At 74.0% G+C, this 24,611-nt stretch carries 20 protein-coding genes; 19 read left to right on the top strand and 1 reads right to left on the bottom strand.

Annotation, left to right across the window (positions count from 1 at the left end; all coding sequences use genetic code 11):
* Nucleotides 1-14 precede the first annotated feature (14 nt).
* The 19 genes from ABZZ04_RS18955 to ABZZ04_RS18865 all read left to right on the top strand — a co-directional run bounded on the left by ABZZ04_RS18955 (nucleotide 15) and on the right by ABZZ04_RS18865 (nucleotide 24,415).
* A complete protein-coding gene (locus ABZZ04_RS18955) occupies nucleotides 15-875 on the top strand; it encodes a hypothetical protein (RefSeq protein WP_356933336.1) in 861 nt (286 codons plus the stop codon).
* Between the two features lie 17 nt (nucleotides 876-892).
* Nucleotides 893-1,189, top strand: a complete 297-nt coding sequence (locus ABZZ04_RS18950; RefSeq protein WP_356933335.1) for an acyl carrier protein — start codon at nucleotides 893-895, stop codon at nucleotides 1,187-1,189.
* Nucleotides 1,186-5,574 carry an amino acid adenylation domain-containing protein gene (locus tag ABZZ04_RS18945; RefSeq protein ID WP_356933334.1) on the top strand — a complete coding sequence of 1,463 codons (4,389 nt, stop codon included), beginning with the start codon at nucleotides 1,186-1,188 and terminating at the stop codon, nucleotides 5,572-5,574. Before ABZZ04_RS18950 ends, ABZZ04_RS18945 begins: the two co-directional genes overlap by 4 nt.
* An 8-nt stretch (nucleotides 5,575-5,582) precedes the next feature.
* Nucleotides 5,583-6,902 (top strand): hypothetical protein, encoded by a 1,320-nt coding sequence (locus ABZZ04_RS18940; RefSeq protein ID WP_356933333.1) that lies wholly within the window; start codon nucleotides 5,583-5,585, stop codon nucleotides 6,900-6,902.
* A gap of 180 nt (nucleotides 6,903-7,082) precedes the next feature.
* Complete coding sequence (locus ABZZ04_RS18935) at nucleotides 7,083-8,153, top strand: SAM-dependent methyltransferase (RefSeq protein ID WP_356933332.1); 1,071 nt, start codon at nucleotides 7,083-7,085, stop codon at nucleotides 8,151-8,153.
* A complete protein-coding gene (locus ABZZ04_RS18930) occupies nucleotides 8,153-9,529 on the top strand; it encodes an MFS transporter (protein WP_356933331.1) in 1,377 nt (458 codons plus the stop codon). Before ABZZ04_RS18935 ends, ABZZ04_RS18930 begins: the two co-directional genes overlap by 1 nt.
* A 68-nt stretch (nucleotides 9,530-9,597) precedes the next feature.
* Nucleotides 9,598-10,338, top strand: a complete 741-nt coding sequence (locus tag ABZZ04_RS18925; RefSeq protein WP_356933330.1) for a GNAT family N-acetyltransferase — start codon at nucleotides 9,598-9,600, stop codon at nucleotides 10,336-10,338.
* A gap of 66 nt (nucleotides 10,339-10,404) precedes the next feature.
* Nucleotides 10,405-11,751 (top strand): ATP-grasp domain-containing protein, encoded by a 1,347-nt coding sequence (locus tag ABZZ04_RS18920; RefSeq protein WP_356933329.1) that lies wholly within the window; start codon nucleotides 10,405-10,407, stop codon nucleotides 11,749-11,751.
* Between the two features lie 165 nt (nucleotides 11,752-11,916).
* The gene (locus ABZZ04_RS18915) at nucleotides 11,917-12,288 is read left to right on the top strand and encodes a cupin domain-containing protein (protein WP_148838570.1); all 372 of its coding nucleotides are present in this window, start codon (nucleotides 11,917-11,919) and stop codon (nucleotides 12,286-12,288) included.
* Nucleotides 12,285-13,313 (top strand): histidinol-phosphate transaminase, encoded by a 1,029-nt coding sequence (locus ABZZ04_RS18910; RefSeq protein WP_356933328.1) that lies wholly within the window; start codon nucleotides 12,285-12,287, stop codon nucleotides 13,311-13,313. Before ABZZ04_RS18915 ends, ABZZ04_RS18910 begins: the two co-directional genes overlap by 4 nt.
* On the top strand, nucleotides 13,310-14,032 hold the full coding sequence (locus ABZZ04_RS18905; RefSeq protein WP_356933454.1) for a GNAT family N-acetyltransferase: 723 nt from the start codon (nucleotides 13,310-13,312) through the stop codon (nucleotides 14,030-14,032). The genes ABZZ04_RS18910 and ABZZ04_RS18905 overlap by 4 nt, the downstream gene beginning before the upstream one ends.
* A 132-nt stretch (nucleotides 14,033-14,164) precedes the next feature.
* Nucleotides 14,165-15,484 carry a lysine 2,3-aminomutase gene (locus ABZZ04_RS18900; protein ID WP_356933453.1) on the top strand — a complete coding sequence of 440 codons (1,320 nt, stop codon included), beginning with the start codon at nucleotides 14,165-14,167 and terminating at the stop codon, nucleotides 15,482-15,484.
* The gene (locus tag ABZZ04_RS18895) at nucleotides 15,481-16,650 is read left to right on the top strand and encodes an L-erythro-3,5-diaminohexanoate dehydrogenase (RefSeq protein ID WP_356933327.1); all 1,170 of its coding nucleotides are present in this window, start codon (nucleotides 15,481-15,483) and stop codon (nucleotides 16,648-16,650) included. The genes ABZZ04_RS18900 and ABZZ04_RS18895 overlap by 4 nt, the downstream gene beginning before the upstream one ends.
* Nucleotides 16,647-18,230 (top strand): lysine 5,6-aminomutase subunit alpha, encoded by a 1,584-nt coding sequence (locus ABZZ04_RS18890; protein WP_356933326.1) that lies wholly within the window; start codon nucleotides 16,647-16,649, stop codon nucleotides 18,228-18,230. Before ABZZ04_RS18895 ends, ABZZ04_RS18890 begins: the two co-directional genes overlap by 4 nt.
* Complete coding sequence (locus ABZZ04_RS18885) at nucleotides 18,227-19,144, top strand: OAM dimerization domain-containing protein (protein WP_356933325.1); 918 nt, start codon at nucleotides 18,227-18,229, stop codon at nucleotides 19,142-19,144. The genes ABZZ04_RS18890 and ABZZ04_RS18885 overlap by 4 nt, the downstream gene beginning before the upstream one ends.
* Nucleotides 19,145-19,188: 44 nt before the next feature.
* A complete protein-coding gene (locus ABZZ04_RS18880; protein WP_356933324.1) occupies nucleotides 19,189-20,808 on the top strand; it encodes an amino acid adenylation domain-containing protein in 1,620 nt (539 codons plus the stop codon).
* Nucleotides 20,809-21,017: 209 nt separating this feature from the next.
* Nucleotides 21,018-21,956, top strand: coding sequence for an ATP-binding cassette domain-containing protein (locus ABZZ04_RS18875; protein WP_356933323.1), 939 nt, complete (start codon nucleotides 21,018-21,020; stop codon nucleotides 21,954-21,956).
* On the top strand, nucleotides 21,953-22,777 hold the full coding sequence (locus ABZZ04_RS18870) for an ABC transporter permease (protein WP_356933322.1): 825 nt from the start codon (nucleotides 21,953-21,955) through the stop codon (nucleotides 22,775-22,777). The genes ABZZ04_RS18875 and ABZZ04_RS18870 overlap by 4 nt, the downstream gene beginning before the upstream one ends.
* A 354-nt stretch (nucleotides 22,778-23,131) precedes the next feature.
* A complete protein-coding gene (locus ABZZ04_RS18865; RefSeq protein ID WP_356933321.1) occupies nucleotides 23,132-24,415 on the top strand; it encodes a VCBS repeat domain-containing M23 family metallopeptidase in 1,284 nt (427 codons plus the stop codon).
* 120 nt (nucleotides 24,416-24,535) lie between these two features.
* On the opposite strand, the gene ABZZ04_RS18860 is transcribed toward ABZZ04_RS18865, so the two are convergent.
* Nucleotides 24,536-24,611, bottom strand: a 76-nt coding sequence (locus tag ABZZ04_RS18860) for an adenosylhomocysteinase (RefSeq protein WP_351584125.1), incomplete at its 5' end; no start/stop codon positions are given.

The following is a 24,611-nucleotide window of genomic DNA, read 5'->3' as shown; positions in this document are numbered from 1 at the left end:
GGACACCGAAGCCCATGAGCAAGAGAGCCACCACCGGACGACCGGGCACCGCGCGCCGCGCCCTGAACCCGGATGCCGCGGACCCGCAGCTCGTCTACGAGTACGACCGGGGCAGCAACTACGAGAAGGACACCCGGCTCACCACCGCGCTGTCCGCCCTGCTTCCCGAGGACCAGCTCGTCCACCCCGACCAGCGGCTGTTCCAGTCCGTGCATCTGATCACGGAGTACGCGTGGGCCGCGATGCACTTCGAGATGGGCCGTGCGGTGGCCCTGCTGGACGACGACGACCCGTTGCTGGCCACGCAGGTGCTGGAGCGCGCCGCCTCGCTGGGCCGGATACCGGTGCAGGCGCTGAACACCCTGGTGGAGTACCTGCCGCAGACCGGGCTGCTCACCATGCGTGACACCTTCCCCGAGAACACCACGGGCCTGGACTCCCCCGGTGCCCGCAACCTGCGCCGCGCGGCGCAGCCGCTGTGGCGGGCCTTCACCCGGGCGCTGGAGCGCGCCGGGCTCACCGTCGAGGAGCTGATCACCGCGCAGGGCCGGCTCGTCCCGCCCGCCGGGCACGAGCGGGCCGCGGTCGACCTCGCGCTGGTGCGGCAGGGCCTGATGCGGCTGGACGGGGCGATCGGGGACTGGAAGCAGCTCCATCTGCGCATGGTGTGGGGCCAGTTGGGCGGGCACCCCGAGGCCGAACCGCACTCGGTGGGCGGCCGTACCTGTCCCGCCATGCCCACGAGCCTGCGCGGGGAGTCCACCGTCAGCCTCGTCCGGATGTCCGAGCGCACGCTCTTCCCGCAGCTGTGGGATGCCGTGGACGCCACCTACCGACGATTCGTCCCCGCCGTTCCCGCCGGCGCGGCGTCCTGATCCCGAAGGAGACCCCCATGACATCGGCGCTTCCCCCCGAGGGCGTGACGAGCGAACTGGCGTCGCTGGTGCGCACCGCCTGGGCCGACAACCTCGGCCACGACGAGTTCCACGACGACGAGAACTTCTTCCTGGTCGGCGGCCACTCGATGTGCGCGCTGCGGATCGTGCGCGCCCTCAAGCAGGAACTGGGCATACCGTTGACGGCCCGTCAGTTCTTCACCCATCCGACCGTGGCCGAGCTGGCGCTCTTCCTCACCGACATCGTCCCGGCCCGCGGCGGCGACGAGAGGCGTGCGGAGGCCGGGGCGTGACCGCGGCCTCCTCCGCCCAGCTGGAGATCTGGCTCGCCGACCGCTGCGAGCCCGATTCCGGCCGGTACAACATCCCGCTCTCCCTGGAGTTCCGCGGCGAGCTGGACGACCGGGCGCTGCGCACGGCCCTGGCCGACGTGCTGGCCCGCCATCCCGCGCCGGCGGGACGGTTCGAGACGGTGGACGGCGCGCTCCGGCACGCCGCCGAGCCCGCCGCGACGGTGCCGCTGCACATCACGGTGCGCCCCGGCCGCTACGACCGCGACGCGGCGCTCGCCGACGCCTCCCTGGCCGCGGCGCGCCCGCTCGACCCGGGCACCGCGCCGCTGCTGCGGGCCGAGGCGCTGCGGTACGACGACGGCGCCCTGGTGACCCTGACGGTGCATCACATCGTGGCGGACGGCCGTTCCGTCGAGGTGATCGCCGAGGACCTGGTCACCGCCTACCGGGCCCGGAGCTCGGGCCGCGACCCGCGTTTCGTGCCGGTGCCGGTGCCCGCCCCGCAGCCCGTGGCGGCGGCCCCCGACCCGTACTGGACCGCGCTCCTGGACGGCGAGCCCGCGCGGCTCGCCCCGCTGCCGGACCGGCTGCGCCCCGAGGACGGGCTGCGCGGCCGGGCGGGCTGGACCGAGCGGGAGCTGGACCGGCGGCGGCTCGCCGAGGTCCGCGCGCTCGCCGCCCGCGAGGGCGCCAGCCCCGCGATGGTGCTGCTCGCCGTGTGGAGCCTGCTGCTGCACGCCTGGTCCGGGGAGGACGACGGGGTGCTCGGCATGCCGTTCGCCGGGCGGCACGAGCCGGACGCGGAGGACGCCGTCGGCCTGTTCACCCGGGTCCTGCCCGTCCGTACGGTGCACGAGGCGGCCCGCCCGTTCGCCGACTACGCGGCGGCGCTCGGCGAGCAGGTCCTGGAGTCCATGGAGGCGCACGCGGAGTCGGGCGACCTGCCGCCGGGCACGGCCCCCTCGTACGGGGCGGTCTTCCTGCACCAGCCGCAGCCCGCGTCGGCCTGGCAGGTGCCGGGCGCCGACGTGCGGCTGCTGCACCCGCAGAGCGCGGTGGCCAAGTACGACCTGGCGTTCGCGGCCGTCGAGGCCCCCGACCGGCTCGTGCTGCGCATCGACTACGACCAGGCCCTGTACGCGCCGGCCACGGCCGAGCTGATGGTGGAGCAGTTCGACCGGCTGCTCGCGGCGGCGTCCCGGCCCGGTGTCACCTGCCGCGAGCTGCTGACCTCCCTCGCGCCCCCGCCCGGCACGGGCCAGGCGCGGCCCGGCGCACCGGTGACCGCGGCCACCGTGCCGCAGCTCGTGCTGGAGCAGGCGCTCCGCACCCCCGACGCCCCCGCCGTCGTGCACAACGGGACCCGGCTGAGCTACGGCGAACTGGTGCGGGACGCCGCACGGATGGCGCACTGGCTGCGCGTGCGGGGGGTGCGCACGGACGATGTCGTCGCGCTGCTGCTGCGCCCCGGCCCGGACACCGTCACCACCATGCTGGCGGTGGGGCTGGCCGGAGCCGCGTACCTGCCGCTCGACCCCGCCTACCCCGACGCCCAGCTGGAGCTGGTGGTCCGCGACGCCCGGCCCCGGCTGCTGATCGCCGAGCCGGGCGAGGAGCACCGGATCTCCGGGCCGCCCGTGCACACCCCGCAGGCGGTCCGGGAGGCCGCCGCGCCGATGCCGGTGTCGGCGCCGACCACGTCGGCCGGACCGGACACGGCCTTCAACGTGCTCTACACCTCCGGCTCCACGGGCCGGCCCAAGGGGGTCGTGCTGCCGCACGGCGGGGTGCTGCGGATGATGCACCGCCCCGATTTCGTGCCGCTGGGCCCCGACGACGCGGTCTCGCACCTGTCGCCCCTCAACTTCGACGGGGCCACGTACGAGATCTGGGGCGCGCTGACCCACGGCGCGAAGCTGGTCGTGCTCGACAAGGAGCTCGTCCTCAGCCCCCGTGAGCTGCGCACCGCGCTCCGGGCGCACGAGGTGACGACGCTGCTGGTCACCACGCCGCTGCTGAACCGGCTGATCGAGGACACCCCCGATCTGCTCCAGTCGCTGCGCCGCGTCTACTTCGGCGGCGAGATCATCTCGGTGCCGCACGTCCGCAAGGCGCTGCGCTGGGCGCGCCCCGGCACCCTGCTGCACAGCTACGGGCCGACGGAGAACTCCTTCACCTCCTCCTGGTACCCCATCGAGGACGTGCCGCGGGAGGCGCGCAGCGTGCCGATCGGCCGGGCGGTGCCGGGCACCCGGCTCCACGTGGTCCTGGAGGGCACCCTCGATCCGGCACCCCTGTACGTGCCCGGCGAGCTGGTCCTGGGCGGTTCGGGCGTGGCCCGCGGATACCTGGGCGACCCGCGCCGCACCGCCGAGCGGTTCGTGCCCGACCCGTTCGGCGACGAGCCGGGGGCGCGGCTGTACCGCACCGGGGACCGGGTGCGGTGGGCCGCCGACGGGCAGCTGGAGTTCATCGGCCGCGCCGACAACCAGGTCAAGATCCGCAGTCAGCGGGTCGAGCTGGGCGAGGTCGAGGCGGCGCTGCGCGCGCACCCGTCGGTGCGGGGCGCGTTCGTCACCACCCGGATCAACGGGGCCTGTGAGAAGGAGATCGTCGGCTACGCGGTCCTGGAGCGTCCGGCGGACCCGGAGGCGGTGCGGGCCCATCTGCGTTCCGTGCTGCCGCAGTTCGCCGTGCCCTCGCACCTGCTGGCCCTCGACGAGCTGCCGCTGACCGCGAACGGCAAGATCGACCGCAAGCGGCTGCCCGCCCCGCCGGACGCGGTGGCGGAGCCGGTGGCGGACGTGCCGGTGCCGCAGGCCGCCGCGCCGGGCACCGCCGCCCCGCGGGAGGAGTCGGCCGAGGGGGTGACCGCCGCGGTCCTGCGGGCCTGGCGCAAGGTGGTGCCGGGCCGGGTCTTCGGCCGGGAAACCAACTTCTTCGACGCGGGCGGCCATTCGCTGCTGCTGGTCAAGCTCCAGGACGCGTTGCGCGAGACCACCGGCACCGGTCCGGCCGTCGCCGATCTGATGCGGTACACGACCGTGCGCTCCCAGGCCCGGCTGATCGGCGGTTCGGCCGCCGACGAGGAGCCGGCGGAGCCGGTGCGGGCGCCCCGCGCGACGGTCCGCGAGGACGACGACGCAATCGCCGTGGTCGGAATGGGCGCGCGGTTCGCCGGCGCCCCCGACCTGAACGCCTTCTGGGACAACCTGGTCGCGGGCCGCGACTGCTTCACCGAGGGCCCGGGACCGCTGATCACCGAACGGGGCGACGGCACCCGCCGGGTGGCCCGCTGGGGGATGCTCGCCGACGGCACGGGGTACGACGCCGGTCTGCTCGGCCTCACCGCCGACGACGTCGAGTCGGGCGACCCCCAGCACGGTGTGCTGCACGAGGTGCTGTGGGCGGCCGTCGAGGACGCGTCGCTGCGGCTGTCCGACATCGCGCACCGCACCAGCCTGTACGCGGGCTGCCCCCGGCTGGTGCACACCGACGGCGAGGCCCGCGTGGACGACGTGGTCAGCGTCGACCCGACGTTCGTGGCGTCGCGCTTCGCGTACCTGCACGACCTGTGGGGCGAGGCGCTGCTGCTCGACACCGCCTGCTCCACCGGCCTGTACGCCGTGCACCTGGCCTGCCGGGCGCTGCTGCGCCACGAGAGCGACTACGCGCTGGCCGGCGCGGTCTCGCTGGACGGCGGGTCCGACGGCTCGTACGTCCACCGGCCCGGTCTGCTGTACGCCGACGACGGGATGTGCCGCCCCTTCGACCGGCGGGCCTCGGGCACCGTCGGCGGGTTCGGCGCGGGGGCGCTGCTGCTGCGCCGCCTCTGTGACGCCGAGCGGGACGGCGACCCGGTGCACGCCGTGATCCGGGGCAGCGCCGTCAACAACGACGGCCGGGAGCGCGTCGGTTACTCGGCGCCCGGGATCGAGGGCCAGGCCCGGGTGATCCGCCGGGCCGTCGCCGCCGCCGGGGTCACCGGGGCCGACATCGGCTACGTGGAGGCGCACGGGACCGGCACCCGGCTCGGCGACGCGATCGAGGCGACCGCGCTCGGCGCGGCGCTGGGCACGACGGGGCCGCGGGTGGCCGTCGGCTCCGTGAAGGCGTCCATCGGGCACTGCAACACGGCCGCGGGAATCGCCGGGCTCATCAAGACGGTGCTCGCGGTGCGGCACGGGGTGCTGCCCGCGACGCCGAACGTGAGCGATCCGATCGACGAACTCACCGCGCAGGGCGGGCGGTTCGACCTGCTGACGGAGGGCCGGGCGTGGGACGCCCCCGCGGGCCGGCCGCGCACGGCGGGCGTGAGCTCGTTCGGCGTGGGCGGCACGAACGCCCATGTGGTCGTGCAGGAACACGTACGGGAGAGGGTGTGAGCTCCGCGATGGAGACGACGTTTCTGGCAGGGCCCGGCGCACCGCGTGTCCTGGCCGTGTCCGCCCGGGACGGGCGGGCCGCGGCGGACGCGGCCGGGCGGCTGGCGGACCGGCTGGCGGGGGACCCCTCCCTGGACCCGGACGATGTGGCGCTCACCCTCGTGCGCGGACGGGAGCGGTTCGCCGTCCGGCACGCGGTGACCGGCACGACCGGTGCCGAACTGGCGGACGCCCTGCGGGAGTCCGCGGCGCGCCCGCGCCGGGAGGCCCCGGTGCCCGCCCTGGTGCTCGACCTCGGTGACGGTTCGGCGCTGCCCGGCACCCCCGCGCTGCCACAGGTGGCCGAGGCGTCGGCGGTCGGGGCCACGATCCCGTCGGCCGGTGCGCGGCCGCTCGCCGTGCGCGCGGCGGCGGAGCTGTACGGCACGGCGTCCTGGCTGGCCGCCCACGGGGTGCGCCCGGACACGGTCGTCGGCCGGGGCCCGGGCGACGCCGCCGCTGCCGCCGTGCGCGGCGATCTGTCCCTGCCGGACGCCCTGCGGGCGGCGGCGACGGGTGCGGACGTCCCGCAGCCGGCGGCCCCGGAGAACTCGCAGGACCCGGAGACGGAGACGGCGGTGCTGGTGGTCCGGGTGGGCGACGGTGCCGACGGCCCCGGTGTGCTGGGGCTCGACCCGCTCGACCCCGCCTCGTACGCCCGGCTCTTCGCCGCGCTGTGGGAGCACGGCTTCGACGTGGACTGCACGCTGGGCCGGGGCGGGAGCCGGGTGCGGCTGCCCGGGTACCCCTTCCGGCGCTCGGGTTCCGTCACCGCCGCGGCGCCCGCGCCCGGACTGCGCCCGCTCACCCCGCACGAGCAGCGCTGGCTCTTCCACGACCTGGTGCGTTCGGGGAGCGCGGCCGAGCACGCGCTGTGCGCCTCGGCCGTCCTGCCCGGTGCCGCGCCCGGGGCCCCGGCCGCCGACGCCGCGCTGACCGCGCTCCTGGACCGCCACCCGAACCTGCGCACCGTCTTCACCCGGGACGGCGGCCGGTGGTTCGCCCGCGAGTCCCGCCGGCCGGTCACGGCCCACGTCCTCGCCCCGGCCCCGGGCGCCGAACCGGAGGCACTGGTGCGGGCCGCCGCCGTGGACGAGACGTTCGCCGCGGCGGACGTCCCGCTGATCCGCTGCGTCCTCGCCCCGGCGGACGAAGGCCGGGCGGTGGCGCTCGCCGTGTACGCCCCGGTCGCGGGCGGCTCGTCCGCGGACGAGCTGCTCGCCGAATGGGCCGAGTTCGCCGGAACACCGCTCCGCCCGGCCGCCGGGGCCGGTGCCAAAACGGCCTGACCCCCGGCTCCCTCCATCCTCGACCCCCGTCCCCGACACTCGTCCGCAGCGCCCCCATCCCCGACCTCCGTCCGCCCGCCCCGATCCGCGTGCCCCCACCGCACGCACCCCGATCCGCCCGTCCCCACCCACGCATCCCCACCCACGCACCCTCGTCAGCACACCCGAAAGGACCCCGCCATGACCGTCGTCCAGGACCTCACCGCCGCGGTGCCCACCCCAGCCGACTGGGCCGGCGCCGCCCCCGCCCCGATGGGCGTGGACCAGGCGTTCAACGGCTATGTGGCCGGTACCGTCATCAACGCGCTCGACCGGCTCGGCGTGTGGGACCGGCTGGCCGCCGACCCCCTGCTCGACCTGCGCGTCCTCGCCTCCGAGATCGGCCCCGCCGTCCGCGAGCGGGTCCTGCGCGAGGTCGTCCGGGCCGCCGCCACCTGCGGCTGGGTCCGGCTCCAGGACGACGGCGACACCGCACTGCTGACCACCGCGGGCCAGGAGATCATCCGCATGCGCGGGTACTTCACCTGGGGCGTCGGCGGTTACGACGAGGTGTTCGCGCAGGCCCACCGCATCGTCTCCGGCGAGGCCGCGTTCGGCACGGACGTGCTGCGCGACGAGGCCATGGTGGCGCTCGGCTCCGGCCAGAACGACCGCTCCTTCATGGCCGGGACGCTCGACTCCGTCCTGGCCGACGTGGACTTCTCCGTCCTCGCCGACCTGGGCAGCGGCATCTCCGCCCGGGTCTCCCGGGTGGTCGGCGAGCGTCCCGGCACCCGGGGCCTCGGCCTGGACATCAGCGGCCCGGCCACCGAGCTCGGCCACCGCACGATCGCCGAGGCGGGCCTGGCCGACCGGGTCCGGGCGATCCGCACGGACGTGCTGGACGTGTGCCACCGGGCCGCGCACCGCGACACCCTCGCCGAGGTCGACACGGTGATGAGCTTCTTCCTGCTGCACGACCTGCTGGCGGACCCCGAGACCCGCCCGCACACCTTCACCCGGCTGCGCGAGGCGTTCCCGGCGGCCCGCACGTTCGTCCTCGCGGACACGATGCTGCGCCCCGACTCGGAGAACTCGCGGACGCTGCCCGTCTTCTCGCTCGGCTACGAACTGGCCCACGCGCTCATGGGTGTCCCGCTGCACACCAAGGAGACGTACGAGGAGCTGTTCGCCGGCGCCGGCCTGGTCCCGCGCCGTGTCGTGCCCTTCGGCACCCCGCACTCCTGGCTGTACGTGCTGGAGGCCCGGTGATGGCCAACCCCCTGGCGGTGCTGCGGGAGTTCTCCCCGCGCACCCGTGTCGTGCTCTGTGTCAACGCGCTCAACTCCTTCGGTGGCGGCCTGGTGCTGCCGTTCCTGTGGATCTACCTCAGCGACGTGCGCGGGCTGCCCTCCTGGGTGCCCGCCGTGACGCTGGCCGTGCAGGCGGCCACGGCCGTGGTCGGCGGGCTGCTGTGGGGCTCGCTGCTCGACCGGTTCCCGCCGCGCACCACGGTGCCCGTGGTGATGGCGGTGGCCGGTGTCGGCACGGCCCTGTACGCGCAGGCGACCGGTGTGTACACCGCGCTGGCCGCGGCGCTGGTGTACGGCTTCGGGATCAGCGGTGTGGGCACGGTGCTCCGCTTCCTGTACGCGGGGGCCCCCTCCGCCCGGGAGCGGGGGCTCGCCTACTCCGCCGACTACGCGGTGTTCAACGCGATGACCGGGCTCGGCGTGCTGGCCGGCGGGCTGGTGGCGTCCCTGGACGCGGGGTCGCGCGCGGTCCGGTTCGCCCTGCTGTACCTGGCGGACGGGGCGACGTTCCTGCTGGCCGGCGCGGTACTGTTCTGGCTGCTGCCCAAGGTGGTCCAGGCGGGTGACGGGGCCGGGGACGACTCCGACGAGAAGCGCCGGGTCGGCTACCGGGACGTACTGACGCAACGTCACATCGGTGTACTGCTGGCAGCTCTGACGGTCTGTTCGCTCGTCTCGTACGGTCAGTTCCGCTCGGGTCTGCCGGGTTATCTGACGCAGGGCGGGGCGCTCGGGCCCGAGGGCATCTCCGGTGCCTTCGCGGTCAACATCCTGGTCGCGGTGGGCGCGCAGGTGCTGTTGGCCGACCGTATCCAGCGCGTCCGCCGCAGCACGGTGCTGGCCGTCTCGGGCGCGGTGTGGACCGTGGCCTGGGCGCTGGTGCTCGCCGCGGGGCTGCAACGGGGCGGCAGCGCGCTGGGGCTGGCCCTGGCCGGGGTGGTGCTGCTCTCGGTGGGCGAGGCGCTGGTCTTCCCGGTGGTGACGTCGCTGCTGAACGACCTGGCGACCGAGCGCGTACGGGGCCGGGTCAACGCCCTGCTCTCGGTGGCCGTCTCGACCGGTTCGGTGGCCGGGCCGGCGCTCGCCGGGGCCCTGCTGCCGTGGGCCGACGGACTGGGTCTGATGGTGACGCTGCTCGTCGGCTGCCTGGCGGTCGTCGCCGTTGCGGTGCGGCTGCGCACCTCGCTGGGGCTCGGTGCGGACCTGCCGAAGCCGGAGGACGACACGGCGCCGGAGGAAAGCGCGGCGCAGGAAGAGAACCCGGCGCCGGAGGACACCGGGGCCGCGAAGTCCTCGGAGAAGGCCGCCGCCGAACCCGTCACGGCCGCCGTGTAGCGCGCGTCGCCCCCGCCCCTCCTCCGCCTCCTCCTCCCCTACTACGACGTACCGAGGTGCTGTACACCATGGACAACTGGCCGCTCGCCCGCATCGGCGTGCGCACGTCGCGCATCGAGCTGCGCTGGCCCACGCCCGAGGATCTCGACGCGCTCGCGACCCGGGCCGTCGAGGGCGTCCACGCCCCCGGCTTCATGCCGTTCTTCTCCCAGTGGACGGACGGCACCCCCGAGGAGGTCGCCCGCCGCGTCCTCCAGCGCCACTGGCACGCCATGGCCACCTGGACCCCCGAGGACTGGACGCTGTACCTGGTCGTCGTGGCCGACGGCGAGGTGATCGGTTCGCAGAGCCTGGGCGCCCGGGACTTCGGCGTCACCCGGGAGGTGCTGCTGACCTCGTGGCTGGCGCTGGGCCGGCAGGGCGAGGGGCTCGGCGGGCACGCCCGTGCGGCCGCCCTGGAGCTGGCCTTCACCGGGCTGGGCGCCGAGCAGGCGTTCTCCGTCGTCCGTCGCGGCAACGACGCCTCGCAGGGCGTGTGCGCCAAGTTCGGCTTCGAGCGCGACGGCAGCCAGATCAACGCGGTCCGCGGCGAGCAGGTGGTCAGCGACCGGTTCCGGCTCTCCCGGGAGCGCTGGGAGGCCCACCGCTCCATCGGGGCCGAGGTGACCGGTACCGCCGCCGCACTGCCCCTGTTCGGCGCGACGGCCCCGGCCGCCGCCCGGAACGTGACCGCCGTTCCCGGAGTCCCGGTGGCGAGCGTGCTCTCCGGAGTGCGTTACGCCGAGGAGTCCGACCAGTCCGCCGCCTGAAAGCCCTGCCCGACCCGTGCCCTGCCCGATCCGTGACCTGCCCTGCCCTGCCCGAAGGACTGATCCATGTCTGAGCGTCCCGTCATAGCCGTCGTCCTGGACCGGGGGTCCGCCTCCCTCCTCGACATCGTCGACGGCCTGTCCCCGCTGGGCGAGCCGTTGCTGGCCCTGTGGCCCGGCGACCACACCGACGAACTGGCCCCGCTGGCCGAGGAACTGACCACCGTCGTACGGCTGGACGCCACGGACCACGACGAATCGGCGCGGCGGCTCGCCGCGTACTCCCCCGACGCCATCGTGACCTTCAGCGAGTCCCGGCTGTCGGTCACCGCCGAGATCGCCGAACGGCTCGGCCTGCCCTACCACTCGCCGGCCACGGTGGAGCTGCTGCGGGACAAGTACGCGCAGCGCCGCCGGCTGCGGGAGCGGGGCGCCGACTCGGTGCGCTCGTTCGCGATGCACCGGCCGGAGGACTGGTCCGGGGCGCTCGCGGCCGTCGGGCTGCCGGCCGTGCTCAAGCCGATGTGCGGGGAGGGCAGCCGCAGCACCCATCTGATCGAGGACGCGGAGCGGGGCGCGGCCCTGGTGGAACAGCTCCTGTCGGGTCCGGGCAGGGAGAACTCCCTGGTGCTGGAGGAGTATCTGCGCGGACGGGACTGCGGACCGTACGGCGATCACATCTCCGTGGAGTCGGCGGTGACCGGCGGCCGGGTCTCGCACTGGGCGGTGACCGGGAAGTTCCCGCTGGAGCCACCGTTCCGGGAGGTCGGTCATCTGCGTCCGGCACCGCTGGCGGAGGCGGAGCGCGCGGCGGCCCTGGAGGTGGTGACCGCCGCCCTGCACGCACTGGACATCACCACCGGCATCACCCACACCGAGCTGAAGCTGACCGCCGACGGCCCGCGGATCATCGAGGTGAACGGGCGGCTCGGCGGCTTCCAGCCCCAGCTCGCCCGCCTGTCCGGTGAGTTCGACGCGATCACACTGGCCGGCCGGGTGGCGCTCGGCGAGAACGTGTCGGACGTGCGGGCCGGTGACCGGCGGGTGGTGTTCGCCCGGGCGGTGCCCGCGCCGCCCGGCGGCGGCACCTACGTCGGTGTGCGCGGGCTGCGCGAGGCGCTCGCCGTGGAGGGTGTGGAGAACGTCGTCATCCCGCACTCGCCCGGCGCCCGGCTGACCGCCGGTGTGCAGACCGAGGAACTCGCCTGGGTGGAGGGCTCGGTGGCGGACCACGCGACCATGCTCCAGGTGATCGAGCGGGTGATGTCGGTGCTGTCGTTCACGGTGGCGGCCCCGGACGGGACCCACCGCGTCGTGACCGGGTCCGCCGGTACGGCCGCCGCCCCCGTGGCCGCCGTGGTCCCGGCCGGGCGGCGGACCGGGGCGACGGCCCGGCCCGTGCCCGTGTGGTGAGCGGCCCCGGACCCTACGTGTCCCCGGGATGAACTCCCCGCCCCGTGCCCCCGTGGTGCGGGGCGTCCCCGTCGGCCGGTCGGGGGCTCCACCGGCGCTCTAGTCGGGTCGGCGACGCTGGTCCCCTTCCAAAGGACCGTAGCAGCCGGAAGGGGAGTGCCCTCCGTGGCAACCGCTGAGATCCGTACCGACGTACCGCAGTTCCTGCCGGTGGCCGGCCACCACGACCCCGCCCCCTTCTATCTCACCGCGGACATGTTCGGCGGGGTGCCGGTCCAGCTCGCGGGCGGACCGATCGACCACCTGGTGGGCCGCCCCGTCGCCGACCCGCACCGGCACGAGGTCGCCGAGATCTACTTCCTCGTCTCGCCCAACCCCGGCGGCGCCCGCATCGAGGTGACCGTCGACGGCGAGACCCAGCAGCTGTCGTCCCCGGCGCTGCTGCACGTCCCGGCCGGGGCGGAGCACCGCTTCCTCACCCTGGAGGCGGAGCCCGGCAGTTACTGCTTCGGCATCCTGCTGGGGGACTCCGCATGACGATCGCCGCTCCGCGTACGGGCCCGGCCCGGCTGCACCTGAGCGAGAACGCCCACGGCGCCAGCCCGCTGGCGCTGCTGGCCGCGCGGGAGGCCCTCGACCCGTCGGCCGTCTACCCCGACCCGGCCCGCTCCGCGCCCGCGAAGGCCGTCGCCGCGCGGCTCGGTGTCGGGGAGCACCAGGTCGCCGTCGCCAACGGCAGCGACGAGCTGGTGCTGCTGTCCGCGCTCGCGCTCGGCGACCGCGACCGCCCCGGTGTCACCACCGCCGGCACCTTCCCCGGCTACCGCGTCTGCCTGACCGCCGTGGGGCGCGGCTGCGAGGAGATCCCGCTGGACGACGGCCACGTGGACGCGGACGCCGTCGCCGCCGCGATGGAGCGCGCGGGCATCGTCTACATCTGTCACCCGCACAACCCGTCCGGGGCAGTCCTGGACCGCGGCCGCATGGACCTGCTGGTCGAGCGGGCGGCCGTCACCGGCACTCCCCTGGTGGTCGACGAGGCGTACCTGGAGTTCGCCCCGGCCGGCACCCCGCAGCTGCGCGACTACCTGGGCAGCGGTGCCCCGTTGCTGTCGCTGCGGACGTTCTCCAAGGCGTACGGGCTGGCCGCGCTGCGGCTCGGCTACGCGGTGGGCAGCGCGGAACTCGTCGCCCGACTCCACGAGGTGCAGGGCACCATGCCGTTCAGCGCCAACGCCGTGGCCCAGGCCGCCGCCGTGGCCGCGCTCGCGGACCGCGACCACCTGGACGAGGTGCGCCGCCAGAACGCGCTGCAACGCGCCTGGTTCCGCAGCGAGTTGGAACGCAGGGGGCGGCGGTCGCTGCCCTCGGCGACGAACTTCGTGGCCGTCGCCGTCTCCGACCCGGCCGCCGCCGAGCGGTTGTTGGCGCAGGATCATGACATCCTCGTCCGCGATGCCGGACGTTTCGGTTTCGCCGGACATCTACGGGTGTCCCTCGGCCCCGCCAGGGACCTGGTGCGGTTGATGGACGCCCTCGATCTGATCGACCCCGTCCACTGACGGGACGCAACCCCCCTCAGGAGAACTCTGTGACCCACGCAGTCATCGTCAACGACCGGCAGCAGTACGCCCTGTGGCCGAACGGCACCGGTCTGCCCGAAGGCTGGCAGGCCACCGGCTGGACCGGCGGCGAGCAGGCCTGTCTGGACCGGATCGCCGAGCTGTGGAAGGACGGCCGGCCCGCCCCGGTGCGCCGGGCCGTCGCCGAGGACGCCGACCGGCCCGCCGTGCAGCTGCTGGCCACCCCGCGGCTGTGGATGCGCGAGGTGCTGCCCGAGGAGGCCGGGCAGATCACCGAGGGCGGCACCGCCGGGCTCGAATGGCTGGGCGGCACGCCCAGCGCGGAGACCCGGATCGCGGCGAAGATGCTGACGCGGGCCGCCGGTGCCGGGGTGCACGTGCCCGGCTGGGGCATGTACCTGCTGCTGCGCACGCAGGACGCCCGGGTGGTCGGCGCGATGGGCTTCCACGGCCCGCCGTCCGACGGCTCCGCGGAGATCGGCTTCGACCTCAACGGCGAGGCCAGGGGCCAGGGTTACGCCACCGAGGCACTGGGCGAACTCGCCGCCTGGTCGCTGCGCCAGGACAAGGTCGACACGGTCGTCGCCACGACCACCGAGGACAACGTCGCGTCGCAGCGCGTCATGGAACGCGCGGGCTTCGAGCTGCTGCCCGAGCGCGATCCGGAAGGTCTGTTCGTCTACCGGCTCACCCGCTGACCGGCTGTCCGCCGGTCCGCCAGAGGAATTCCGAGGAACAAGGTGTCCCGTTCACTCCGTGCCGAGGCGGCCCCCGCGGACATTGCCGCCGAGCCCCTCCCCCAGCCCTACACGTACCGCCGTCACGAGGCGGTGGAACCGGACTGGCGCCGCTTCCCCGGGTGGCGCGACGTCACCGAGCGGGAGTGGTGCGACCCCCAGTGGCAGCGCGCGCACTGCGTCAAGGGGGTCGGGGAGCTGCGCGCGGTGGCGGGCCCCGGCCTCGACGACGCGTTCTACGACGACGTCGAGGCCGACCAGCGCGTCCACGCGACGATGCCGGTCCTGCTGCCGCCCCACGTCCTGAACACGATCGCCCCGCACACCGGGGTGGAGACGGCCGCCTGGTACGAGGACCCGGTGCGCCGCTACATGCTGCCGGTCGCCTCCGACCGGCACCCGTTGTGGCCGAGCCACCCGCTCGCCTCCCGCGACTCGCTGCACGAGGCGGAGATGTGGGCGGTGGAGGGGCTGACCCACCGGTATCCGACCAAGGTGCTCGCCGAGCTGGTGAGCACCTGCCCGCAGTACTGCGGGCACTGCACCCGGATGGACCTCGTCGGGACGTCCACGCCGCAGGTCACCAAGTACCGTTTCGTGCTGCGCCCCGCCGACCGGCTGGACCGCATGATCGAGTACCTGCGGGCCACCCCGACGGTGCGCGACGTCGTCGTCTCGGGCGGCGACGTGGCCAATGTGCCCTGGCCGCGGCTCGCCTCGTTCGTCGGCCGGCTCCTGGAGATCGACTCGGTGCGGGACATCCGGCTCGCCAGCAAGGGCCTGGTCGGCCTGCCGCAGCACTGGCTCGCCCCGCAGGTCCTCGACGGGGTGGCGGACCTGTCCGCGACCGCCCGTGCCCGTGGGGTGTCACTGGCACTGCACACCCACGCCAACGCCGCCCAGCAGGTCACCCCGCTGGTCGCCCGCGCGTCCCGGGCCCTGCTCGACGCGGGCCTGCGCGACATCCGCAACCAGGGGGTGCTGCTCGACGGGGTCAACGGCACGACCGAGTCGCTGCTAGATCTGTGCTTCGCCCTGCTGGACACCGCCGGTGTCATGCCCTACTACTTCTACCTCTGCGACATGATCCCCGGTGCCGAGCACTGGCGGCTGCCGCTCGCCCGCGCCCAGGAGCTCCAGCGTTCGCTCATGGGGTACCTGCCCGGGTTCGCGACCCCGCGACTGGTCTGCGACGTGCCGTACGTCGGCAAGCGCTGGGTGGACCAGGTGGACGGCTACGACCGGGAGCGCGGCATATCGTCCTGGACGAAGAACTACCGCACGACCGTCGACCACGACGACCCGGCGGCGCTCGACCGGGTGCACCACTACTACGACCCGGTGCACACCCTGCCCCAGCAGGGGCGGGCGTGGTGGACGAGCGCGCAGGCACTGATCGGCGGGGCGTCGTGAGCACCGCGCTGGGACTGCACCGGGTGCGCGAGCCGCGGGGGGTGCTGCCGCAGGCCGCCCTCCGGCTCGACACCGATCCGTTTTTGGCCCCCGACGAGGTGCGTGTCGACGTCACCTGTCTGAACCTGGACGCGGCGTCCTTCCGGCAGTTGCGCGAGGCGCACGGCGGGGACGGCGACGCGGTGCGGGCGGCGGTGTGCGCGCTGATGCGCGACCGGGGCAAGATGCACAACCCGGTGACCGGTTCGGGCGGCATGCTGATCGGCACCGTCGCCGAGGTGGGGCCCGAATCCCCGCTGGGGCTGCGGCCCGGCGACCGGGTGGCGACCCTGGTGTCGCTGACCCTGACCCCGCTGGAGATCACGGACGGCCTGCGCGACTGGGACGGCCGCAGCGAGCGGGTCCCGGCGCGCGGCCACGCCATCCTGTTCGGCCGCTCCGTCGCCGCGGTCCTGCCGGACGACCTGCCGGACGAACTGTCCCTGTCCGTCCTGGACGTGTGCGGTGCCCCGGCGCTGACGGGGCGGCTGGTCGCCTCGTACGCGCGGGGCGGCGGCGCCGCGCCCTCGGTGCTGGTGCTGGGGGCCAGCGGCAAGTCGGGTTCCCTGTCGCTCGCCGCCGCCCGCCGCGCCGGGGCCGGCCGGATCGTCGGAGTGGTGCCGGACGCCGCCGAGGATGCGGCCCTGACCGCTTCCGGTCTCGCGGACGAGGTGGTGCGGGCGGACGCGAGGGACGCCGTCGCCCTGCACGCACTGCTCGAAGGACGGGGCGGCCCGGCCGACGTGACGGTGGTGTGCACGGACGTGGCGGGGTGCGAGCACGCGGCGATCCTGGCCACCCGCGACGGCGGCACGGTGGCGTTCTTCTCGATGGCGACGTCGTTCAGCACGGCCGCGCTCGGTGCCGAGGGACTGGGCCGCGACGTCACGATGCTGATCGGCAACGGGTACCAGCCCGGCCACAGCGACCTGGCCCTCGGCCTGGTGCGCGAGGAGCCGGGGGTGCGCGCCCTGTTCGACCGGGTACCGGGAACAACGGCCCGTACGACCGGGGCCCGTACCACTGCGGACCGTACGGCTGCGGACCGTACGGCTGCGGACCGCGCCCCCGCGGGCGCCGGGGCCGTCGAAGCCCTCGCAGCCGTCGGGAACGGGGCGGCCCGGTGACCGCCCCCGCACCGCCCGTCCACGGCAAGCTCCACCTCGACCCGGACGTCGTCGCACGGGCCCGCGCCCTGGCCGTCCGCGCCGGACGCCCCGTCGTCGACCTCGCCCGCTCCCACACCACCGTCTCCGTCGAACGGGCCACGCTGCGGCTGGCCGGGCTCGACGGCGCCGACCCCGAGGGCATCCCCTGGGTGAACCGCCTCGTCGACGCCGTGGCCGATTCCGTCGGCCTGGAGCACGGCGTCTGCCTGCCGGTCTGGCACGCGCTGCGCACCGGACCGTACCGCGACCTCACCGACCTGGCGGCGCACGCCGCCGCCCGCACCGTGCCGTTCCGCGTCCCCGGGGGCGCGGACGCCGGGGCGGCGGCTGCCGGGGCGCACCGCGCGGTCGCCCGCGGCCTGGCCGCCATCGACGCCCGGCGCGCCGAACGGGACCGCATGGTAGGCGAGTTGGGCGATCCGCCCGCGCCCTGGATCTATCTGATCGTGGCGACCGGCGACATCTACGAGGACATCCGGCAGGCCCGCGCGGCGGCGCGCGGCGGCGCGGACGTGATCGCGGTGATCCGCTCCACGGGCCAGTCGCTGCTGGACTACGTGCCGCAGGGCGCGACCCGGGAGGGCTACGCCGGCACCTACGCCACCCGGGAGAACTTCCGGCTGATGCGGGCCGCGCTCGACGAGGTGTCCGCCGAACTCGGCCGCTACGTACGGCTCACCAACTACGCGTCCGGGCTGTGCATGCCGGAGATCGCGGCGCTGGCCGGTCTCGAACGCCTCGACATGATGCTCAACGACTCGATGTACGGCATCCTCTTCCGCGACATCAACCCGGTGCGCACCTTCGTCGACCAGCGTTTCTCCCGGCAGTTGCACGCCCGCGCGGGCATCCTCATCAACACCGGCGAGGACAACTACCTGACGACCGCCGACGCGGTGGACGCCGCCCACACGGTGACGGCAAGTCAGCTGCTGAACGAGTACTTCGCGAAGGAGGCGGGCCTGCCGGACGGGCAGCTCGGCCTCGGGCACGCCTTCGAGATCGACCCGGACCGGCCGGACTCGTTCCGGCTGGAGCTGGCACACGCGATGCTGGCCCGTGAGCTGTTCCCCGAGGCGCCGCTGAAGTGGATGCCGCCGACCCGGCACATGACCGGTGACGTCTTCCGCGGCTACCTCCTCAACGGCTTCTTCAACCTGGCGGGGGCGCTGACCGGGCAGAGCATCCTGCTGGTCGGAATGATGACCGAGGCCGTCGTCACCCCGTTCCTGTCCGACCGCGACCTGGCGCTGCAGAACGTCCGTTACGTCCTGGGCTCGGCGGGTTCGCTGGCCGAGGACTTCCGCCCCGCCCCCGACGGTTTCATCGCCCGGCGCGCCCACCACGTGCTCGACGAGGCGGTCGGTCTGCTGGAGCAGATCTGCGACCGGGGCCTGCTGGACGCCATCGGGCGCGGCACGTTCGGCGGGATGCGGCGCCCCGCGGACGGCGGACGGGGCGCGGACGGCGTCGTGCGCCGCGCACCCGGCTACCGCAATCCGGCCACCGACCTCCTGGAAGGAACCGAGGCCCGATGAACACCGACCCGTGGACCACCGGGCCCCGCCCCGAGAACCGGACCGGCCCGCACGAGGACCTGCCCGAGGCCCCGTACGGGAGCCCGTACGACGGCCCCGCGAACGGCCCGTCGAACGGCCCGCAGGACGGGCCGGAGGGCGACCGCGTCATCCGCCCCTACGGCGACACCACCGACGACGGCATGGTGCAGCTGTCCTTCACCCTGCCCCTGCCGCACGGCCCGCGCGCCGAGGGCGCCGCGCTCCAACTGGCCCGCCGCATGGGCATGGAGCGCCCCCTGGTCGTGCACAGCAAGGCGGTCGGCGGCACCGACTTCAGCTTCTTCGTGGTGTACGGGGCCGTCGCCCACACCGTGGACCTCGACCGGGTCGTGGTGGCCGAGCGGGACTACCCGCTGCTGTCCGCCAAGGAGGCCGACGCGGCGGTACGGGACCGGCTCGGCCGCAGGCTCGTGGTGCTGGGCGCCTGCATCGGCACGGACGCGCACACCGTGGGGATCGACGCGATCCTCAACATCAAGGGCTTCGCCGGCGAGAAGGGCCTGGAGTACTACAAGCAGATGCGGGTCCTGAACCTGGGCGCCCAGGTCCCGGTCGGGGAGCTGGTGCGCCGGGCCGGGGCCGAGCGCGCCGACGCCGTCCTGGTCTCGCAGGCCGTCACCCAGCGGGACGCCCATCTCACCAACGTCCGGGAGCTGAGCGCCGAACTGCGGGCCACGTTCGCCGAGCACGAGCGTCCCCTGCTCGTGGTGGGCGGCCCCCGCTTCGACCCGGCCGCCGCGGCGGCGCTGGGCGCGGACCGGATCTTCGGCCGCGGCACCACGCCGGGCGACGTCGCCAGCTATCTGGTGCACGCCCTGGTGCCCGCCGCCGCCCCCGTCGTACCCGCAGCCGTCCTGGAGGACGTCGGATGACCGGCGCCCCACCACCCGTGTCCCATGCTCACCTGGGAGGTCCCATGAACACCCGTCCCGAGGACGGTCCGGGCGGGCTGCCCGGACTGGACCGGCTCGCCGATGACGTCGGCACCCTGCTGGACGCCATCGGCCGGGAACCGGCCCGCCCGGCGGAGTCCGCCGACCGCCTCGACACCCGGTTCGCCGCGGTGGCCGCCCGCAACGCCGCCCGCACCGCCGTGTCCGACGCCGAGGGCGAGCTGAGCTACCTCGAACTGGAGTGGCTCGCCGACGCCGTCGCGCAGCGCCTGGAGGGACGCACCGGGCCCGGCCGGCTGGTCGCGCTGCGCGCCGCCCGCACCCGGTACGCCCCCGGGGCGGTCCTCGGCATCCTGCGTTCCGGTGCCGCGTACCTGCCCGTCGACCCCGGTTATCCGGTGGCCCGGCAGGAGTACCTGCTGGAGGACGGCGCGGTCGAGATCGTCCTGTCCGACAGTGGTCTGCTGGCGGACGAGACGCCGATCGCCAAGGCGGGCCCGTTCGTCCTGGCGACCCGTGCCGTGTCCGGTGCGGGCACCGCCCCGGCCGGGCCGAGGGTGCCCGAGGACACCGCCTACGTCATCCACACCTCCGGCTCCACCGGCGCCCCCAAGGGCTGTGTGGTCGGGCACGATCAGGTGCTGGCCCTGCTGGACGCGGCCGTGCCGCTGCTGGGCACGGGCCCGGACGACGTGTGGACGCTGTTCCACTCGCTGAGTTTCGACTTCAGCGTCTGGGAGCTGTGGGGGCCGCTGCTGTACGGCGGGCACGCCGTCGTCGTCGACCGCGAGACCGCCACGGAGCCCGCCGAGTTCGCCCGGCTGCTCGCGGACCGGGGCGTCACCGTCCTCAACCAGGTGCCCTCCGCCTTCGGCAACCTGGTCGTCGAGGCCGCCGCCGAGAAGATCCGGCTGCCCGCGCTGCGCCGGGTCGTCTTCGGCGGGGAGGCGCTGGTGCCCGCCGACGCGAGGCGCTGGTGGGACTCCGGGATCGCCCCGGACGCCGAGCTGGTCAACATGTACGGGATCACCGAGACCACGGTCCACGTCACGTACTGCCCGATCACCCCGGCCGTCCTGGCGGGCGCGGTCCCCGGCCGCACCCCGATCGGGCGTCCGCTGCCGCATCTGTCGGTCTCGTTGCGCGACGCCGAGGGCCGGCCCGTGCCGCCGGGCGAGCGCGGCGAGATGTGGGTCGCCGGCAGCGGGGTCGCCCACGGGTACCTGGGACGGCCGGAGCTGACGGGGCAGCGCTTCGTCGACACGGGCGACGGCTCCGGCCGCCACTACCGCAGCGGGGACTGGGCCGTGGCCGACGAGGACGGGCTGCTGTACTACGCGGGCCGGCAGGACGGCCAGGTGAAGCTGCGCGGTTTCCGCATCGAGCTGGGCGAGATCGAGTCGGTGCTGCGCGCGGTGCCGGGTGTGTCGGGCGCGGCCTGTCTGGTGACGGAGACCCGGCACGGGGACCAGTCGCTCACCGCGTACATCGTGGCGGAGCGGGCGGACGTCCCGGCGAGCGCGGTGCGGTCCGTGCTGGCCGAGCGCCTGCCCGCGCACATGGTGCCCCAGCGGGTGTGCCATCTGGACCGGCTGCCGGTGACGCACAACGGCAAGCTGGACCGGGCGGCGCTGGCCGCGTGACGGGGCATCGGGGACGGGCATCGACACCGGCGTCCGTGCCCGTCGCCGGGCGCGGCGCCGGCGTCGGCGTCGGCGGTTGACGTCGGTTTCCGTGCGCGCCTCTGTTCCAGGTGTCTTCCCCGACACCACTGAACAAGTTTGACCAGTCGTCCCGAGGACCGTACCCTGCACAACTAGTCAAATTTGATTACTGACTGAGGGAGGGCACTTTGCCTGTCCACGATCCGGCGATCGTCGTCGAGGGACTGCGGAAGAGGTACGGGGACGAGCAGGCCCTCGACGGCCTCGACCTCACGGTCGGAGCCGGGACCGTCCAGGGGGTGCTCGGCCCGAACGGCGCCGGCAAGACCACGGCCGTGCGCATCATGTCCACGCTGCTGCGCCCCGACGAGGGGCGCGTCGAGGTGGCGGGGATCGACGTGCGGACCCGGGCCGACGAGGTGCGTTCACGGATCGGGCTGCTCGGCCAGAACGCCGCCGTCGACGAGGAGCTGAGCGGCCGTCAGAACCTGGAGATGTTCGGCCGTCTCCATCACCTCGGCGCGCGTCGGGCCGGTGCCCGGGCCGATGAGCTCCTGGCCCGGTTCGGGCTCGAGGACACCGGCAACAAGGCGGTCGAGCAGTACAGCGGCGGCATGCGGCGGCGGCTCGACCTCGCGGTGTCGCTCATCTCCCGGCCGCAGGTGCTCTTCCTGGACGAGCCCACGACCGGGCTCGACCCCCGCGGCCGCACGGAGGTGTGGAACGCGGTGCGCTCACTGGTGGACGGCGGCACGACCGTCCTGCTGACCACGCAGTACCTGGAGGAGGCCGACCAACTGGCCGACCGGATCGCGGTGGTCGACCGCGGGAAGGCCGTCGCGGAGGGCACGGCGGACGAGCTGAAGTCCAGGACCGGCGGCGACCGCATCGACGTGGTCCTGCACGACACCGCCCGGCTGGCGCACGCGGCCTCCCTCCTGCCCGGTGACGTGGTGGTGGACGAGGACCGGCGGATGCTCAGCGCCCCGGTCACCGACCGGATGGCCGCGCTGACCGGGACCGTGCGGGCACTGGAGGCGGCCGGCATCGAGGCGCAGGACATCATGGTGCGCCGGCCGACGCTCGACGAAGCCTTCATCCATCTGACGAAGGAGGACGCCGCATGAGTGCGGTCCACGGCGCGGGCACGGCGCACGGCACGGGTTCGAAACCGGGCTGGGCGGCCGCCGACTCCTGGACGATGACCAGGCGCGAGCTGGCGCACTGGGCGCGCCGCCCCGTACAGGTGGTCGTCGGCCTGTTCTTCCCGGTGATGATGCTGCTGATGTTCGGCTACCTGATCGGCGGCGGGCAGGGCATCACGGGGGACTTCAAGGACTACCTGGTGCCGGGCATGCTCACGATGACCATGGCCTTCGGCCTGGAGTCGACGATGCTCTCCGTCACCCAGGACCTCGGCAAGGGGGTCATCGACCGGTTCCGCTCGATGCCCATGAACTCCGGCGCGGTCCTGGTCGGACGGAGCGTCGCCGACATGCTGCAGTCGGTCGTCGGCCTGGCCGTGATGATCGCGGTCGGATACGCGATCGGCTGGCGTTGGCACGGGGGAATCGGCGCCTTCCTGGGCGCGGCGGGACTGCTGTTGCTGCTGCGGTTCGCGATGCTGTGGATCGGCATCCATCTGGCGATGGTCGCGGGCAAACCGGAACTGGTGCAGGCGGTGCAGATCCTGGTCTGGCCGGTCGGCTTCCTCTCCAACGCCATCGCCTCGCCCGGGTCGATGCCGTCGTGGCTGGGCGCGGTCGTGGAGTGGAACCCGATGTCGGCGACGGCCGGCGCGGTACGCGACCTGTTCGGCAATCCGGGCGCGGGCGGCGACTCCTGGGCCGCGACCCACGCGGAACTCCTCGCGGTGGCCTGGCCGGTGGCCCTGATCGCGGTGTTCTTCCCGCTGGCCGTGAAGCGGTTCCGGGACCTGAGCCGCTGACGGATCCGGTCCCGGCGTCCGATCCGGCCCGCCGGGGCCGACCACCGCTCCGGGTGACGCCCGGAGCGGCTCGGTGCTCCACGGGGTCGCGTCATGAGTTCCGGTGACCGCGAGGCCCGATGTCCTCTACATGCCAACCGCGGAACTTGACAATTACGCCTTACGCATTAGCGGTCCGGAATAACAATCCGGCACAGATCAATACCGACGGCACCGTTTCGACGGCCCACTCGACAAGCACAATTCCCGCTGCTACGGTCGCTCGCCAATCGGGCGGCCACTCCAATTCCTCGCGGTGCGGCCCGGGTTATACCGGAAGCCCCTCATGCCCGTAATTCCGCAAAGGAGGCGCCCATGCGCCGCGGCATCGCCGTCGCTCTGACCATGCTTCTCGCCTGCCTGGGGACCACGGTTCCGCTCGGGTCCGCGCACGCGGCCCCCGGCGCCCCGTTCAAACTCCCCTATCCCGCCGGATCGGCGTACACGATCACGCAGACGCCCGGCAGCGGTTATTCGCACAATGACGACTACAACCGCCATGCCGTCGACTTCGCCATGCCCACCGGGACTCCGATCGTCGCTTCCGCCGCCGGCACCGTCTACTTCGAGGGATGGTCGACCGGCGGGGGAATCATGGCGCTGATCGACCACGGCAACAATCGGTGCAGCCAGTACGCCCACCTCAGTTCCACGATCGTCGACGCCGGGCAGAGGGTGGCACAGGGCCAGCGGATCGGCACGTCCGGGGCCACCGGAAACGCGACCGGTCCGCACCTGCACTGGAACATCGTCCACTGCAACAGCCAGCTCAGCCGCGAGATACCCGACTCGGTGGAGACCGGCACCAATTACCCCACCGGCTACGCACCGGTGAGCCGGAACGGCCTGCAGACGCTGTGGCCCGACGGTGAGCGGGTGTCCGACTTCAGCGGCGACGGCAAGTCCGACGTACTGGGCGTCAATTCCTCGGGGAACCTGCTGTACTACCCGCACAACGGCACCGGCCTCAGCAGTCCCAGGCAGATCGGGCAGGGCTGGGGCACGTTCAAGCACGTCATGGCCGCCGACTGGAGCGGCGACGGTGCCGCGGACGTGCTCGGCGTCGACGGGTCGGGGAGACTCCTGTACTACCCCAACAACAGCTACAAGCTCACCGCCCCCACACAGATCGGGCAGGGCTGGGGCACGTTCAAGCAGGTCATGGCCGCCGACTGGAGCGGCGACGGCAGGGCCGACGTACTGGGTGTCGACGGCTCGGGCAACCTGCTGTACTACGCGCACAACGGCACCGGGCTGAGCAATCCCGTGAAGATCGGGCCGGGTTGGGGCACGTTCAAGCACGTCATGGCCGCCGACTGGAGCGGCGACGGCAGGGCCGACGTACTGGGTGTCGACGGCTCGGGGAACCTGCTGTACTACGCGCACAACGGCACCGGGCTGAGCAGCCCCGTGAAGATCGGACACGGCTGGGGCACGTTCAAGCACGTGTTCACCTCCGACTTCAGTGGTGACGGCAGGGCCGACGTACTCGGTGTCGACGCGTCGGGGAACCTGCTGTACTACCCGCACAACGGCACCGGCCTGAGCAGCCCCGTGAAGATCGGGCCGGGTTGGGGAACGTTCAGGCACGTGTTCTGATCCGTCCTCCACCCCGTTCGTGGTGCCCTGCACCGACGATCACGGCCACCGCTCCGTGGAGCGGTGGCCGTGGTCGTGGCCGTGGTCGTGGCCGTGTCCGGTGGTCGTCGGTGGGTGGGGTCAGTAGCGGTAGTGGTCGGGCTTGTACGGGCCCTCGACCTCGACACCGATGTACGCGGCCTGCTCCGGGCGGAGC

This window comes from Streptomyces sp. NPDC006435 (assembly GCF_040612315.1).
In the GTDB taxonomy this organism is placed as follows: domain Bacteria; phylum Actinomycetota; class Actinomycetes; order Streptomycetales; family Streptomycetaceae; genus Streptomyces.
The sequence above is the reverse complement of the archived record's forward strand: the minus strand, read 5'-3'. Positions and strand labels throughout refer to the sequence as shown.